This is a genomic window from Terriglobus saanensis SP1PR4, from assembly GCF_000179915.2.
In the GTDB taxonomy this organism is placed as follows: domain Bacteria; phylum Acidobacteriota; class Terriglobia; order Terriglobales; family Acidobacteriaceae; genus Terriglobus; species Terriglobus saanensis.
The window spans coordinates 2,491,426-2,507,394 of record NC_014963.1 but is presented as its reverse complement, the minus strand read 5'-3'; the positions used below and the strand labels follow the sequence as shown (position 1 = coordinate 2,507,394).

The following is a 15,969-nucleotide window of genomic DNA, read 5'->3' as shown; positions in this document are numbered from 1 at the left end:
TGAGTCACTTTACTCAGCGTGGAACTGCAAGCAGATCTGCAAATTCTTGGGGGGCGAAGGTCTGCCGAAGAAATATCCCTGCGCTTCATCGCATTGATGTGCCTGCAGGAACGCCAGTTCTTCCAGCGTTTCGACGCCTTCCGCGACCACCTGAAGGCTGAGGCTTCGTCCCATGCTGATGATGGCCGTCACAATGGCTGTGTCTTCCGGCGAACTGATGATACGGCGCACGAAGGATTGGTCGATCTTGAGCGCATCGAGCGAAAACTTGCTTAGGTAACTCAGGCTGGAATAACCAGTACCGAAATCATCGACCGAGACCTGGATACCCTTCGAGCGTAGTGTCTTGAGAATGACTTCCGTAGATTCAGCGTGTTTCATCAGTACGCTTTCCGTCAGTTCCAGTTCGAGATGCCTCGGATCTAGTCCCGTTTCTTCCAGGATGGCGAAGACGTCAGCGAGAAAATCCTCATTTCCAAACTGAACACCTGAGATGTTTACGGCAATCGTAATAGGGGGCAGGCCTTCCTGAAGCCACTTCTGCGTCTGTGCGCAGGCCTCGCGAAGGATCCATTCGCCAATGGGTAAAATCAGACCGCAATCTTCAGCAATGGGAATGAATTGGTCAGGCGGAATATTCCCCCGTTCCGGATGGGACCAGCGCAAGAGAGCTTCCGCGCCGATGATTTGGCCGGTGCGAAGATCCACCCTCGGCTGATAATGTACGTGGAACTCCTGTCGCTTGAGTGCACTCCGGAGGCTTTCTTCTGTGGATTGACGCTCAACGGCCTTTACATTCATCACCGCTTTAAAGAACTGATATCCCTGTCGCCCATGGGCCTTTGCCTGATACATGGCTGTGTCGGCATTCTTGATCAGCGTCTCCGCGTCCGTGCCGTCATCCGGATAAACGCTCACGCCAATGCTCGCCGTGACATGCAGATCACGCCGGTCAACCAGGTGAGGATCTGCGATCGCGGCCAGCAATTTCTTCGCCGCCACTGCGGTATCCTCGGCGAGTCGAACAGAGGAGAGCAGGACCACGAACTCATCGCCTCCCTGGCGACTCACTGTGTCCGAAGAGCGTACACAGCCAACAAGGCGGTGAGCGAGAGACTGGAGTAGCTTGTCCCCCGCCGGATGTCCGAGCGAGTCATTGATATGTTTGAAGCCATCTACATCGATGAAGAGCAGAGCTACCTTATGCTGTTGCCGAATCGCCAAGGCAATCGCTTGACTGACGCGGTCATGGAGTAGCATCCGGTTGGGAAGGCCCGTGAGAAAGTCGTGTTCGGCAGAATGAATCATCTCTATGGCCATGCGCCGGGCTGCACTTACGTCGCGTGACACCATCACCGCGCCCGTTGTACATCCGAGGCGATCCAGGATGGGAGAGATCGAGTTTTCGATCGGCGTCATGATTCCGTCGCGTCGCTGCAGCGCGCTATTCGGTTTGTCATAAATACCATCGTTTCCAAAGGCAAGAGGATTTGCCAGATTCGTCGCGATCCCCGTCGTGGCGTCGAAGATCCGGTATACCTCGGACATAGGTCTTCCAGACGCTTCTTCCAAAGACCATCCGGTCATGCGCTCTGCAACGACATTGAGAAACGTGATGTTGCCAGAGCTATCTGTACACACAACGCCGTCCGCAATGCAATTAAGCGTCACTTGCGCTCGCTCTTTTTCGGTAAAGAGGGATTCTTCCATTGCTTTGCGTTCGACTGCATAGCGTAAGGCACGGAGTAGGCCACGCCCTTCGATCTCTCCTTTGATGAGATAGTCCTGCGCACCTTCTTTTAAAGTCTGCGCGGCCATCGCCTCGTCATCCAACCCTGTGAGTACGACCAAGGGAAGGCTGGGTGCGGCGGACCGGGCTCGCCGCACCACTTCCATTCCATTGCCATCCGGCAGGCCGAGGTCCAGCAAAGCGATATCGTAAGTGTGTAGTACAAGATGAAGTTCCGCATCTCTCAGACTGCTAACGACAGTGACGTCAATGGTATGTGGGCCTTCGTTTAGCATCTCGAGCAGCAGGCGAGCATCTCCCGCATTGTCTTCCACCACGAGTAGCGCTTTAATGGGCTTTTTATTCACTTGGGAGACTCAAGCTTAGGAAGCTTTACCTTCGTGAGCCAGAAATCATTGACGCTCTTCACCAGCAGCTCAAACTCTTCAAATTGAACGGGCTTAATCAAATAACAGTTCGCGTGCAGCCGATAGCTGTTATTGATATCGACCTCAGCTTCAGAGGTCGTAAGGATGAGTACGGGGATCATCTTGAACTTATCGTTCTTCTTGATGTTGCCGAGGACTTCACGACCGTCCATTCTAGGGAGATTCAGGTCGAGCAAAATCAGGTCGGGAAGTGGCGCGTTCTCATGTTCTCCCGTGCGTTCGAGAAACGACATTGCTTCCACACCGTCGGACACAACATGCAGCGGGATCGTGTCATTCACTTCACGGAACGCTTCGCGTGTAAGGCGAACATCACCAAGACTGTCCTCGACCAGGAGGACTTGAAGCTGTTTACGGTTCTCTTTTGAAATCTCTATCAAGCTGCTTTTCCTCCCTGCAAGCTGAAACTGAAAGTTGAACCATGTTGAAGCTCTGATTGCACGGAGAGTACTCCGCCATGTCGTTCGACAATCTTCTTGCAGATAGCGAGTCCTATTCCTGTCCCGTCAAACTCCTCGCGTTTGTGCAGGCGCTGAAACATACCGAATATCTTTTCAAAGTACTGTGAATCTATTCCCATGCCATTGTCTTTGACCGAGAACTCCCATTTTTTTGCAACGTCCAGATGGGCAGAGATATGCACGCGCGGGATGCCGGTGGTATGGTACTTAATTCCGTTCGCAACCAAGTTCTGAAAGAGTTGGATAAGTTGGGTCTCATCGGCGAGTACCGTAGGTAGTGGGCCATAAGTTATGACAGCTCCGCTTCCTTCGATGGCCCCCCTGAGGTTTCTGAGAGATTGGTTGAGCGCCTCCTCGCTTGAAATGACAAGCGGTTGTTTTCCCATCGTCTCCACGCGAGAGAAGGTGAGCAGGTCCTTGATAAGTCGCTGCATCCGGCTTGCGCCATCCACGGCGAAAGCGATGAACTCGTCTGCATCGGAATCAAGTCTGCCTTTGTACCTGCGTGCAAGCAGCTGCGTGTAACTTGCGACCATGCGCAAAGGCTCTTGCAGATCGTGTGAAGCGATGTAGGCAAAGTGGCCGAGTTCTTCGTTGGACCGGTTGAGCTGTTCCACCTTATGCAGAAGATGCGCTTCTGCATCCTTGCGAACACTAATGTCGCGAATCGCCGTCGTAACAAGGGTGCCTTCCGGGCTAATCAACGGGCTGAGCATGATCTCGATAGGGAACTCGCTGCCGTCCTTGCGGCGTGCGATCAGTTCAATCCCGGTTCCAATCTTCTGCGCCAGGGCATCGTCCGCGGAACGTGTGCCGTCGGCGATGATGCGCTCGGCGAATCCCTCCGGGATGATGTTGGTCATCTTCTGTCCGAGAAGCTCGTCGCGCAGGTATCCAAACTGCTTCTCCGCCTGAACGTTGAGAAGGACGATGGCGCCCTCCTGATTTACCACCACCATGGCGTCTGGTGCGGCTTCCAGAAGACCTCGATAGCGGCTCTCCATCTGGGCGAGGTGAAGCTCTGCGGCGTTGCGAACGCTGATATCGCGAATGGCAGCAGTAACCAGGATGCCTTCCTGGCTTTCCAGAGGACTCAGCATAATCTCGATCGGAAACTGACTGCCGTCCTTCCGACTTGCAATAAGTTCTATGCCTGTTCCGATCTGCTGCGCGAGAGCTTCAGCCGCAGAGCGTGTTCCGTCAGCGATGATGCGCTCGGCGAATCCCTCCGGGATGATGTTGGTCACAGCCTGGCCCACCAGTTCGTCCCGACGATAGCCAAATTGTTTTTCAGCCTGGACATTCAGAAGGACGATCGCCCCCTCTTGATTGACGACCACCATGGCGTCGGGTGCTGCCTCTAGAAGGCCTCGATAACGACCTTCCATCTGGGCCAGATGGAGCTCTGCGGCATTGCGAACGCTGATATCGCGAATGGCAGCAGTAACCAGGATGCCTTCCTGGCTTTCCAGCGGGCTAAGCATGATCTCGATAGGGAACTGGCTACCATCCTTGCGGCATGCGATAAGTTCGATTCCCGTACCGATCTGTTGGGCCAAGGCCTCTGCTGCAGAGCGCGTTCCATCTGCAATGATGCGTTCGGCAAATCCCTCGGGGATGATGTTGGTTACAGCTTGCCCTACCAATTCGTCACGTCGATAGCCAAACTGCTTCTCGGCTTGGACATTGAGAAGGACGATGGCACCTTCCTGGTTGACTACGACCATGGCATCCGGTGCGGCTTCCAGGAGACCTCGGTAGCGGCTCTCCATTTGAGCCAGATGTACTTCGGCGGCTTTGCGAACACTGATGTCGCGAATTGCGGCAGTGACAAGAATGTCTTCAGCGCTTTCGAGCGGGCTGAGCATCAGTTCGATAGGAAACTCACTGCCATCTTTTCGTAAAGCGATGAGTTCAATTCCAGTCCCGATCTGTTGGGCGAGAGCTTCGGTAGCGGTGCGCGTCTCATCCGCAATTAATCTTTCCGCAAAACCCTGCGGGATGATGTTCTTTACTGGCTGTCCTACAAGTTCGTCGCGGTGATAGCCAAACTTCTTTTCCGCCTGGATGTTGAGGAGCACAATGTTTCCGCTCCGATTTACGACCACCATGGCGTCTGGGGCCGCTTCCAGCAGACCGCGATATCTGGCCTCGGATTCCTTGCTCTCAGTGAGATCGCGACTGATCACAGAGTATCCGCTTAAAGTTCCTTCCGAGTCTTTGAGCGCTGTGAGGGCAACACTCGCAAGGAATCGCGAGCCGTCCTTCCGCACGCAGATGCCTTCTTCTTCGCGTCTGCCGTGGAGGGCCGTAACGCGAAGAAGTTCTTCTAGTCTGCCATCAGCGACATCGTTCGTAGGAAAGAACAGGGAGAAGTTTTCCCCGACGACCTCATCTGCTTTATAGGCGCTGATTCGTTCCGCTCCGGCGTTCCAACTGATGATTTTCCCTAGCGGGTCCAGAGCAAAGATTGCATAGTCTTTAATTCCTTCGAGAAGGAGCCGATATCGCTCTTCACTCACTTCAAGTTCTTCCGTGACTAATTCTTGCCTGGAATGATCTGTACGTTTACTCCACCATGCTGCGCAGGCGAGCAAGAAGGTAAACAAGGTTCCCAGAGCGAGTACTGTCTTTGCTTGGTGTAACCGAGTCTTGGATTGATCCTGTCGCACTTCAAGCAGGTGCAGTTCCTGTTCCTTTAAATCCTGAAGCGCCGTTTGGAATTGTCCAGGAAAGGGGTCCTCTACACTTATTTGAAACGTTGCCAGGGCGGCTGCAAAACCGCTGGACCGACGGAGTTCAATGGTCGTTTCGCGTTGTCGAATCCGCCTTGATGCAAGCGTTTCAACGACACTGAGTCGCTGTTGTTGGTCTACATTGTCTATGGTCAGACTGCGAAGAGAGTCTTCGAGCGATTTGGTTTTGGTCAGCGTGTCTTGGTACGCTTTGAGATAAAAAGGGTCTGCAGTGAGGAGATAACCGCGATAGGATGATTCGCCCGTCTCAATCGCAACTGTGAGTTCCTGAAGTTTTTCGAGTACTGCACCGGTGTGACGTACCCAGTCGTCACTAAAGCTCGATAGGACTGTGGCTCGGTAGGAGATTGCCCCGACGATGAGAAGCGTGAGGATCGCGGAAGCGAAAGCAAGGTGACCCTTCCGATTAATCGCCGGTGGAGTCTTCATGATGCCTCATTCTCACTATGCGCAAGAATCAGCGATCATAGGTTGCCCCTCAATTGTTTGGCTATACCGACATAGGCCAAAAAATGCGGCCTAAGGTTTAACCATCAAGCGATGCTTTGCGCAATCGGGGACTGTCAAGAAGACTATCACTCATCCAGAGGGCACAGCGCTGTCTGTGATCCCACAATTGGGTTACTCTCTTGACTCTTTGTTACAGAATCATCCTTCTGCGAGTTCTCAAAAAGCGGCTCAGCGCGAAATTCCGAATGCCTGGTCACCTTTTTCTAAATAGTGCCATGTTCTGAAGAGCAACAGAGAGGAGTCGAGGCGGAGAGATCGTATAGGAGTTGCACAAATTGGCTGAGTTTCTGCAGGCCGCTGGCCGTAGCTCCCGCACTCCGAAACGGTATAGAGGTGCGGAGTGAAGATTGGTTGGGCTGGAAGCAGGCTGAAGGAAATCTGGCTCGGTTTGCTGCGGTGGATGAATCTGCGCTTGAGCAGATGGCCGGGAGTTTTGATGACATGCCGCACACTTACCATCGCGTGAAGCCTTCGCGGGAATGACCATGGCATACGTGAGGCCCTTGTTATCCCAGGTTACGATGTTGTGCTCTTTCCTCTGTCTTCGATGGAGCGCAACGCCGTCTGACATAGTTACGCTGCCTCCCTCGGCCCTTGCTAACTTGTCAGAGGCAATCAACAAGCTAATCCGCTCGTCCGCCAGGTGGAAGTCGATCAGAGCAGCATTCTCACCCTTGAAGCTGACAAGGCGTCCACCAGCTAGAGTATATTTCGCATCCTCATCGGAGGCCATGCCGGCATTTGGTAATCGAAATGGAAAGTCTACTCTGCTCGCAAACCAGTTGGTCACCTCATTCGGAGAGTTCGATTGCACGTCGAGAGGTATGAGATGAGCGGATAGGCTGCGGTCCTCGGAGATGGCCAAGTCAATGAAGCTATTGGCACGCACCCGGTTTTGTACGAAGGGAAGCAGAATGAAACAGATCAGAATGGCGGCCGCAACCAGCAGAAGTTGCCCACGTGACTGCGCAATCGAAAATGGACGCCGGCGCACGAGAGATATCGGGCCTGAAGTCACAGGGTTTTTCGCGAGATCGTCCGGAGCAACGGAAGATGCTGTTTGTATGACTTGCAAAACCCGATCATGCAACATGGAGGACGCGGTTTGCGGGACGTAACTACTCCGAAGTAATTTTGAGAACTTTTCTTCTTCCGCCAGTTTTTCAGCGCAGGCTTCGCAGGTCACCAGATGCGCGCATGCTCGTTCGAGCTCCTCACCCGTCAGTTCTCCATCCAGCAAGAGCTGAATCGTAGTATCGAACCCAATGCAGTCAATCATGTGGTGCTTCTCTCTGGGGAATGCGACCCCTTAGCAGGTGGATTGGACAGTAAAATTCGGAGTTTACCGCGCGCTCTTCCCAGGCGCGACATTACTGTACCTGCAGGACATCCTAAGACTTTAGCAATCTCTTGATATGACAGCTCCTCAAACTCGCGAAGTAGGATGATTTCCTTGAAGTCCGTAGGCAGGAGATGGATGGCCGAACGAACCCGCTCGGCCTCCTCATTTTCCGCAAGAATTGCATAGGAATCTTTCGATTTACCGGGCACCTCCTCGATGAGATCACGATCTCCGTCCATCTCAACGAGTGGAGGAGCAACCCTCCGCTTTCGAAGCTGATTGAGCCAGACATTCCTCAAGATAGTGAAGAGCCAGCTTTTCAGGTTGCTATTGTCGCGCAGTCGGTCAATCGCCTGCATCGCACGAAGATAGGTTTCCTGCACCAGATCTTCGGCCTCAGCACGATTACGGGTCAGCATCATCGCATAGCTGAATAGCCCGTCGATATATTCAATCCCTACACACTCTGTTTGTGCCGCCGCGCATTGCCGTGGAGCCATTTTCCCATTTCCTATGGAACTTGATTGCAGAAGGAAGCTAACATCCTGAGATTGTTTCACTGGTAAAACCAGTGCCGTAAGCGGTGGTGTACTTCTGAACTCGCGCGCTAAAAAGCCACGCTGTATTCAATAAAATGACGTCTTCATCCGAGAAGCGTCTAGTTGGTTCTGTCCTTGAGTGAAGTGGTTCTCACCCATTTTGATCTGTACCGTGTGATCTTCGTGGCACAAGGGGTGGCACACGAAAACTTCTTGGCTGAGCGGAGATTGAAAGTGGAAAGCTTCGTCAAATCAGATCCGGCAGAATGCCGTAGCCGAAGAGAAACTTTCCCATGATTCACAGACTTTCCTATCGGTGAGATCCCCTTGGGATTCTTGTCCGTTCCTGATTCCATACAGGACACCATAGGTCATCTGCACACACGCCTGTAAGCGGCTCGGTTTGCGCTGTGTACTCTCATTGGCCATTGTTCTCCCTCGGTAAAGAAAGCGTCCAAGGCAGACTGCAGCTACACAGCTCGCCCCGTAACTTCTTCTACCTGTACAAGACACAAAGGCGAGGTGTTTATTCCAAAATTATTTAAATAATTTTTAGCGCAAGAATTCCGAAGTTGAGATTGCACTGGATGGGCGATCCGGGCAGACTTCGGCCTCTGTCGCGGATGCGTCATATTCTCGGGAATAAAGTCATTCTTTTCGTGTTTTGACAGGCAGAAACCCGCGCAGCCTGTATGAGCTGCAGAGCCCACTGGAATACAGGAAAAAATATGCCATATTTTTATATGGGTTATGAAATGGTCAGTGCGCTGGTGCAGCGCAAGGCCCAGTCGCCACCGCCAACAGATATCCCGTACAGCCCACCCGTTTTGGCTACTACTTCTGCACGTGTTGTGCCAGACGGTCTTCCCACCAAAGGGCGCCCAGCTTATCAAAAGCCTCTGAGCCTGCTGCTGCGGGCGGTGGCCTATAAGCTTGGAGCGCTTACACTGTACGTATTGGCAACGTGGTAATGCACGCGATCGGATAGCCTCCAGAGCTTCGCGCCTTCTTCCTCAGAGGGATCGACTCTGGTTCGTTCAATACCGGGATCTGATCCTGTTAGCCGACCCGCCATTTTGTGGAGAGCGCAAGCAGCTTGTCTTCGATCGACGCTGGCGCTTTTGGCTGAGCAGAAGGTTGGGACTTCCGCCCGGCAGGCTCCCGAAGCGCCTTAATCGAAAGAGAAATGCGCTTCGTTTTGGAGTCCGCTGAGAGCACCTTGGCTTTGACAATCTGTCCAGCCTTGAGGACTTCGCTGGGGTCTTTGATAAAGCGATTTGAGATCTCCGAAATATGTACGAGTCCGTCCTGGTGAACGCCAACATCGATAAAGGCGCCGAACTTCGTCACATTGGTCACAACGCCTTCGAGCACCATTCCCGGTTGCACGTCTGCAATATCTCGAACGGTCTCACTGAACGAAGGAGCGACAAACTGATCGCGAGGATCGCGGCCCGGTTTGCGTAGTTCTTCCAGAATATCGTTCAGCGTGAACGAGCCAGCCTTGAACTCGTTCTTATTCACCTTACCAAGCAGGTGAGGATTGAGGATGAGCTCAGAGACAGGGGTTCCGATGGACTGGGCAATCTCTTCCACCAGCGCGTAAGACTCCGGATGCACCGCCGTGCTGTCGAGCGGTTGCTCGCCGTCACGGATACGCAGGAACCCGGCAGCCTGCTCAAAGGTCTTTGGCCCGATGCCCGATACCTCATGCAACTGATTGCGAGACCGGAAGCGTCCGTTCGTATCCCGGAAGCTGACGATATTGAGTGCGATGCGTTCACTAATGCCGGCGACATAACGCAATAGCGTCCACGAGGCCGTGTTCAGATCAACACCGACGCGATTAACGCAACTCTCAATCACAGTTTCTAGAGATTGCTGAAGTTGGCGCTGGTCGACGTCATGTTGATATTGGCCGACACCGATGGACTTGGGATCTACCTTTACGAGCTCCGAGAGTGGGTCCTGCAGGCGCCGCGCGATGGAGATTGCGCCGCGCACGGTGAGGTCCAGGTCAGGAAACTCCTGGCGTGCTATATCTGAGGCGGAGTAGATGCTGGCGCCCGACTCCGATACGGTAACGCGGAAGACATTCTCGAGCTTCTTCTCCAGCAGAAAATCACGCACGAACGCGTCGGTCTCACGCGAGGCAGTGCCGTTGCCGATGGCAATGGCACGGACGTTATGGCTTTTCATCACGGCGTCGAGCTTCTGCGTGGCCTCGTTGGTTCGACCGGTATGCGGATAGATCACATCGTGGGCCAGAAACTTGCCCGTCTCGTCCACGATGGCGATTTTGCAGCCGGTACGTAGGCCGGGATCAATCCCCAGTACGCTGATCGGTCCAGCAGGTGCTGCTAGAAGAAGGTGCTGCAGGTTTTCGCGGAAGACCTGGATCGCGTCGGTGTCCGAGCGGCGCTTCAACTCCAGCCGAAGTTCTCCCTGGATGGATGAGTTAAGTAGTCTCTTCCAGCAGTCGTCAATGGCTAGATTCAGATGCGGCGTCCAGTCTCCCGTAGTCCGGAGGACGTGGGAACGGAGTAGCCCAAGGATGCGTGGCTCTTCCAATTCAATCAGCCAGTAGAGGACATTTTCTCCTTCGCCACGGCGCACCGCAAGCATGCGATGCGAAGGAATCGTCTTCACAGGCTCGCGATACTCGTAGTACATCTTGAATTTTTCCTGCTCGTCCTTCGCGTCGAAGCTCTTGTGACTGACGATCATGCCTTCTTCAAACATCAGATGGCGCGCGGCCTTGCGAATTTCAGCGTCTTCGCTGATCATTTCGGCCACGATGTGACGTGCGCCTTCCAACGCATCCTCAATGGTTGCAACTTCTTTCTCCGGATCGACCAGGGACTGCGCCAGTTCTACAAGGCCGAGCGCGGCCGGTTCCTGCGCCCAGAGATACACGGCCAAAGGTTCCAGCCCCTTCTCGCGAGCGATCGTAGCCTTCGTGCGGCGCTTCGGACGGTACGGAAGGTAAAGATCTTCGAGTTCGCTGCGGTCCAGCGTCGCTAGAATGCGCGCCTTCAACTCGTCCGTGAGTTTGCCCTGCTCTGCAATCGAGGTGAGGATCGTATCGCGCCGCGCGAGAAGCTCTCGGAAATAGGAGAGCCTTTCCCCAGTATCACGGATCTGCACTTCGTCGAGATTGCCTGTGGCTTCCTTGCGATAGCGAGCGATGAAGGGAACAGTGGAACCTTCGTCAAGGAGTGCAACGACGGAGCGCACGCTGGGCAAAGGAAGGTTTAGCGCTTGTGCAATGTGAAGAAGAATCTGCGGGTCGATCGGTTTTACGTCAGCCATATCCGTCTCTATCCTACCGACTGAGAACGAGGAAAACTGTACGCATGTTTGATAGGGAAGATCCGGCAGTGCGAAAGCCAAATCTCAGCGGAAGAGAATCGGGCTGCATAAAGAAAAACCGGTACAAAATCGCGTCTTCCACGATCCTATACCGGTTTAAGGAAATCAGATCAGACCTGGAGTACAGCGTCTTTGCTTGCAAAATCGATCTTCTGGTTCGTTTGAAATGCGCGTTCAATGATGTCTGCTGCGATCTCCAATCCGTTTGTCTTCTCGACGATCTTCTTGAATTGGAGTGCACGTTCGCGATAGCTCTGATTCGTAAGTACTTTTTCTATAAGCCCGAGTAGGCGATCTACGGTCAGATCTTCTACCTCCACGAACTCACCTACTCCGTGATACGCAATTCTGGCTGCCACGCCAGGTTGATCGAACCCTATCGGAATCGCCACCATCGGCACACCTTGCGCCAGCGCTTCGAGCGCAGTGTTAGCTCCTGCATGCGTGATGCACAATGCTGCTTGCTTCAACAGTTCAATTTGAGGAGCCCTGGCAACAACGATGACGTTAGACGGAATTGGTCCTAATTCATTAGTGTTGACGTTCTTGCCCACCGAAAGCACGACCTGCGCCTCTGGAACTTTCGCCACTGCAGCAAGGATGGTTTTGTATACCGGAATGAGACCGTTCACAAGCGTCCCAAGCGATGCATAAATCAGAGGCTTTCCAGTGAGCTTCTCCCAGGGGAAAGGTGCAGGCTCTCGACCTCCATCGCTGTGAAACGGACCAGCGTAGTGAAACTGGGGAGGTACGTCCAGATCCGGGAAGTCAAACTCCTTCGGAGTCTGTGTGATGATAGCCAGCTTAGAGAAAGTGCCGGTAGGGTTGGCCCAGTCAATCTCCAGTCCTGCCTTTTCCGCATAGCGCATCGCTATGGCCGCGATCGGAGCGAGTAACGCACCAGCTTGTTGCAAGACCTCGAAGTTTTTAGCTAAGGCTTCTGGAGTCTTACCGTAGGGCAAGCCGAAAAGACAGATCGGGGTCGATCCAGTGAAATCCAGATGGAGAACATTCCAGATGTGTACGTACGGGATGCCCATACTCATGGGGACGAGTTCGAGGTAGTGGTGGATTGCGTCAAGAACCAGTGCTTCTACGCCCGTCTCACGGAGTTTGTCTGGCAGATGATCGAACGCGGCCTCAACGAGGCGAGGCCCCGGCGCATCGAAGTGGTATTCCACGATTTCGAAACCGCTCATCTTCGCTACAGGAGCATAAGCTTCGGGAACGGATCCTAAGGGGAATTCTTTCTCGCAAAAGGGTACGAAAGTTAGTCCCGCCGCTTGAACGGTGGCTTCTGCATCCGGAACTCCAATAAACACTATTTCGTGCCCACGGGATTTCAGCTTGCGTGCGAGCGCTGTCATCGGATTCAAATGCCCCGATAAGGGCATACTTACAAAGCCAATTTTCATGTTCCTGATCTCTCCTTGCCCACGCGAGTCTGCGCCTGGGAGTCGGCTCGATCTCGAATTTCAGCATCCACGCCTGAATCGAAGTCGGCTCTGCTAATAACGACCCTTGGTGGGCGGTTTTATTCCCGGAGAGTATTGCGCTGATGTTGGTCGAAAGCGGTTGCATCGCTATTTCGGCAGGGAACCGAGAACTACGATCGACCTTGGTTGCAGCAAGTAGGTGCAACCAAGAATCGTCTCGCTCGGCGATTCCAGAACGTCCAGCGGAGAAGGTTGAAATGTGTCGACCACCCGAAACCATGAGCGCGCATTTTCCCTCGCCGTCGGAATCGCAAAGTGCAGCGGCTCCCAATAGGCGTTCATCATCAGGTGAAACGCCGGGCCACCACCGACATACGCGGTTGCGGCCAACGTATGCGAATCGTCTGAAAGGTCGGGGCTGAAGAGCTTCACGCCATGCCATTCAATCTCGGCGTGCTCCAACAGCGCACGTAGCGAAAGGTCGCGCTGATGAATTAAGGACCCAAAGTGTCTTCGCATACGGATTAGGATCGAAACAAATCGCCGAAGACCAGCGTTCTTCGAGCACAGATCCCAGTCGAACCAGCTTGTCTCGTTGTTCTGGCAGTAGGGATTATTATTTCCTCCCTGAGTACGCCTGACTTCGTCTCCCATCAGGAGAAGCGGTGTTCCGATGGAGATGAGATTGAGCGCAAAAGCATTGCGAATCTGCCGTTCTCGTAGTGCCTCAATCTCTGCGTTTTCCGTTGGACCTTCTTCGCCACAGTTCCATGAGCGGTTGTCGGACGTTCCATCCCGGTTCTCTTCACCGTTGGCTTCATTATGTTTCTCATTGAAGGACACAAGATCGTTCAGCGTGAAGCCGTCGTGACAGGTTACGAAGTTGATACTCTGCTCCGGTGGATGGAACTTCTCCATATAGATGTCCGGGCTTCCCAGAAGGCGTTGCTTCAAATTCATGACAGAGCCGCGATCCGATTTGAGGAAAGAGCGCACATCGTCACGGAACTTGCCATTCCACTCTTTCCAGCGGTCCTTGGAAAAGGAACCGACCTGGTAGAGTCCACCCGCATCCCACGCTTCGGCCATCAGCTTGGTTCCTGCAAGCACCGGATCTGAGTCTATGTCCCATGTGATGGGAGCATTGACGATCGGTCGGCCACTCTCGTCACGACTAAGGACAGAGGCCAGATCGAAGCGGAATCCGTCCACATGCATCTCCGAAACCCAGTAGCGAAGGCTGTCGGTGATCATGCGTCGCACAACGGATTGGTTGACGTTCAGCGTGTTTCCAGTCCCCGTGAAGTCCGCGTAGCTACTTCGGTCTTCAGACAGGATGTAGTACATGGGATTGTCCAGTCCCTTGAGGCATAGAGTCGGCCCGTCGGCCCCGCCCTCGGCGGTGTGGTTATAAACCACGTCAAGAATTACTTCAATGCCGGCACGGTGAAGCGCCTTCACCATGTCGCGGAACTCGTTGATACACGCGACAGGAGACGGATCGGAGCTGTAGCCGGGGTGTGGGGCAAAAAAGCTGATTGGGCTATATCCCCAGTAGTTTTGTAGCCCAACGGGGGCATCCTGCGGGTCAAACTGAAAAATCGGCATCAATTCCACCGCCGTGATGCCGAGTTCTATCAGGTAAGGAATCTTTTCGATCAAACCGGCGTACGTTCCGCGTTTATTTTCCGGCAGGCTGGAGTTTGGATGCCGCGTAAATCCCGCAACATGTAGCTCGTAGATCACCATCTGTTGAAACGGAAGCGAAAGCGGCTGATCGTTCTCCCAGTCGTAGCTCCGCAAGTTCACCACGACGGACCTCATCGAAAAAGCCTCGTTGTCGCCGCGCTGGGAGGACATCGCTCGGTCGTAGTGTTTGGCGCAGACAGCTTTTCCATAAGGATCAAGCAGGACTTTATCGCCATCAAATCGAGATCCTGCTCCCGGTGCATAAGGGCCATCGGCACGATAGGCATAAATCTGCCCGGCACCGATGTCCGGCACCTCCACGTGCCAATAGTGCCCGGTGAGATTGGTTTCGGGGGCGAGTTCGATCACACGGCTTGCGGTCTTTGCGTCTTCATTTTCGAAGAGCAGAAGGTGCATCGCACGGGCGCGCGAAGAGAAGATGCTGAAGTTGACGCCGTTAGCCGTCACGGTGGCTCCCAACGGAAAGGGGCTGCCGGCTTTCATCAGGCGATCTCCTTTCTCAGAACGGAGCTTTGCGGTGGAGGAAGGAGAATACCCAGTCTTTCCGCAACCTCTTCAGCGCTGCTCAACATTGTGGTCACGGGGAAGCCTTGGCTTCGCCACGCCTTCAATCCGCCATCCAGAACCCAGACTTTATGGACACCTCGATGCTGCAGGGCAATCGCGACGCGGGCGCTGATGATCTCGCGTTGCGAGGAACAATAGAGAACCATCTCCACATCGTCTGGAACAACAATGATTGGTCCGGTGCGGAGTCTGGCGGGATTAGCACGCACAGCGCCTGGAATACCTCCCTCGTTCTGTTCTCGATCTTCGAAGTCGAGGAGATCTATGACCGCAATCTTTTCGCCTGCTCGGAGCTTCTGGTCCAGCAGAGCGGGACTCATTCGATGGAGGCGTAACTGTCGCATCATGCGCACCATAATAAAGATGCGCCAGCTGATATAGAGGAGCAGGGGAATCCCAATCACAGCGCCGAAGATGGTTCCGAACCGTTCGGCGCCGTGGATCGCGAGATCGAGCTGGTCTGCAAACAAAAAGCCTAGAGCAGTGTAGCCAGCGGACCAGAGAAGTGAACCCATGCCGTCAAACAACAAAAAACTCGCTACGGAAGAACCTTCCGCACCCGCAAGAGGAGGCGTGACTCCATCCAGGCCAGGAACAAACTTCGCCACGATCAGGACACGCAGGCCCCAACGGTCGAAGACGTTTCGGGCTTTCTTCGAGCAGCGCTTCGGATCGGAGCTTAAACGGCAGACCAGACGCATGACTCGGCTTCCCCAGCGGCGTCCCAGCCAGAACCAGACTCCGTCACCCGCAAGGCAGCCTAGAACTCCGGCCAGAATCACGAAGCTTACATGTAGATGGCCGTGAGCGGAGAGCGCGCCTGCGGTCATGAGGAACAGCAGTGCCGGAACCGGCAGGCAGAGCTGCCGGGCGAAGACCGCAAGAAACACACTCGTGTAGGTCAGTTGGGAAAGAGCATTCATCGCGATTGCTCTCTATTCTAGTGGCATGCTTCAGTACGCAAAGAGCGTCGGTGAAGGAAGCAACCCCTCTTAAACGGTATAGCAAACAATATTGCGGCGTTCGCCGGGTAGAGCGCCTTGTCCGCGGCTTCCCGCAGCTCGTGTCTTGTGCCCGGAACCTTCGTTGCTATATCAA

The 15,969-nt window shown here is 53.9% G+C and carries 10 protein-coding genes; 1 reads left to right on the top strand and 9 read right to left on the bottom strand.

What is annotated here, in order from left to right:
• Positions 1–9: 9 nt before the first annotated feature.
• From ACIPR4_RS10385 to ACIPR4_RS10360, 5 genes are all read right to left on the bottom strand, one after another.
• Complete coding sequence (locus ACIPR4_RS10385) at positions 10–2,097, bottom strand: putative bifunctional diguanylate cyclase/phosphodiesterase (protein ID WP_013568621.1); 2,088 nt, start codon at positions 2,095–2,097, stop codon at positions 10–12.
• Complete coding sequence (locus tag ACIPR4_RS10380) at positions 2,094–2,558, bottom strand: response regulator (protein ID WP_013568620.1); 465 nt, start codon at positions 2,556–2,558, stop codon at positions 2,094–2,096. Before ACIPR4_RS10380 ends, ACIPR4_RS10385 begins: the two co-directional genes overlap by 4 nt.
• Entirely contained in the window at positions 2,555–5,824 is a 3,270-nt protein-coding gene (locus tag ACIPR4_RS21610; RefSeq protein ID WP_013568619.1) for a PAS domain S-box protein, read from the bottom strand. The genes ACIPR4_RS10380 and ACIPR4_RS21610 overlap by 4 nt, the downstream gene beginning before the upstream one ends.
• 274 nt (positions 5,825–6,098) lie before the next feature.
• Positions 6,099–7,184, bottom strand: a complete 1,086-nt coding sequence (locus tag ACIPR4_RS10365; RefSeq protein WP_013568618.1) for a zf-HC2 domain-containing protein — start codon at positions 7,182–7,184, stop codon at positions 6,099–6,101.
• On the bottom strand, positions 7,181–7,747 hold the full coding sequence (locus tag ACIPR4_RS10360) for a sigma-70 family RNA polymerase sigma factor (RefSeq protein ID WP_013568617.1): 567 nt from the start codon (positions 7,745–7,747) through the stop codon (positions 7,181–7,183). The genes ACIPR4_RS10365 and ACIPR4_RS10360 overlap by 4 nt, the downstream gene beginning before the upstream one ends.
• 767 nt (positions 7,748–8,514) lie before the next feature.
• Here ACIPR4_RS10360 and ACIPR4_RS22485 point away from each other — a divergent pair.
• Positions 8,515–8,757: a hypothetical protein gene (locus ACIPR4_RS22485; RefSeq protein WP_013568616.1), complete on the top strand. Its 243-nt coding sequence runs from the start codon at positions 8,515–8,517 to the stop codon at positions 8,755–8,757.
• 88 nt (positions 8,758–8,845) lie between these two features.
• Here ACIPR4_RS22485 and ACIPR4_RS10355 read toward each other — a convergent pair whose 3' ends face one another.
• The 4 genes from ACIPR4_RS10355 to ACIPR4_RS10340 form a co-directional block, all read right to left on the bottom strand.
• Positions 8,846–11,098 (bottom strand): Tex family protein, encoded by a 2,253-nt coding sequence (locus tag ACIPR4_RS10355; protein WP_013568615.1) that lies wholly within the window; start codon positions 11,096–11,098, stop codon positions 8,846–8,848.
• Positions 11,099–11,268: 170 nt separating this feature from the next.
• On the bottom strand, positions 11,269–12,573 hold the full coding sequence (locus ACIPR4_RS10350; RefSeq protein WP_013568614.1) for a glycosyltransferase: 1,305 nt from the start codon (positions 12,571–12,573) through the stop codon (positions 11,269–11,271).
• Positions 12,574–12,741: 168 nt separating this feature from the next.
• Positions 12,742–14,787, bottom strand: a complete 2,046-nt coding sequence (gene glgX, locus ACIPR4_RS10345) for a glycogen debranching protein GlgX (RefSeq protein ID WP_013568613.1) — start codon at positions 14,785–14,787, stop codon at positions 12,742–12,744.
• Positions 14,787–15,794 (bottom strand): VTT domain-containing protein, encoded by a 1,008-nt coding sequence (locus ACIPR4_RS10340; protein WP_013568612.1) that lies wholly within the window; start codon positions 15,792–15,794, stop codon positions 14,787–14,789. The genes glgX and ACIPR4_RS10340 overlap by 1 nt, the downstream gene beginning before the upstream one ends.
• Between the last annotated feature and the right edge of the window lie 175 nt (positions 15,795–15,969).

What these genes read in the sequence shown, in the direction of transcription:
- ACIPR4_RS21610 (WP_013568619.1), bottom strand. Translation starts at nt 5,824, where the DNA reads ATGAAGACTCCACCGGCGATTAATCGGAAGGGTCACCTTGCTTTCGCT.
- ACIPR4_RS10365 (WP_013568618.1), bottom strand. Translation starts at nt 7,184, where the DNA reads ATGATTGACTGCATTGGGTTCGATACTACGATTCAGCTCTTGCTGGAT.
- ACIPR4_RS10360 (WP_013568617.1), bottom strand. Translation starts at nt 7,747, where the DNA reads ATGGCTCCACGGCAATGCGCGGCGGCACAAACAGAGTGTGTAGGGATT.
- ACIPR4_RS22485 (WP_013568616.1), top strand. Translation starts at nt 8,515, where the DNA reads ATGCCATATTTTTATATGGGTTATGAAATGGTCAGTGCGCTGGTGCAG.
- ACIPR4_RS10355 (WP_013568615.1), bottom strand. Translation starts at nt 11,098, where the DNA reads ATGGCTGACGTAAAACCGATCGACCCGCAGATTCTTCTTCACATTGCA.
- ACIPR4_RS10350 (WP_013568614.1), bottom strand. Translation starts at nt 12,573, where the DNA reads ATGAAAATTGGCTTTGTAAGTATGCCCTTATCGGGGCATTTGAATCCG.
- glgX (WP_013568613.1), bottom strand. Translation starts at nt 14,787, where the DNA reads ATGAAAGCCGGCAGCCCCTTTCCGTTGGGAGCCACCGTGACGGCTAAC.
- ACIPR4_RS10340 (WP_013568612.1), bottom strand. Translation starts at nt 15,794, where the DNA reads ATGAATGCTCTTTCCCAACTGACCTACACGAGTGTGTTTCTTGCGGTC.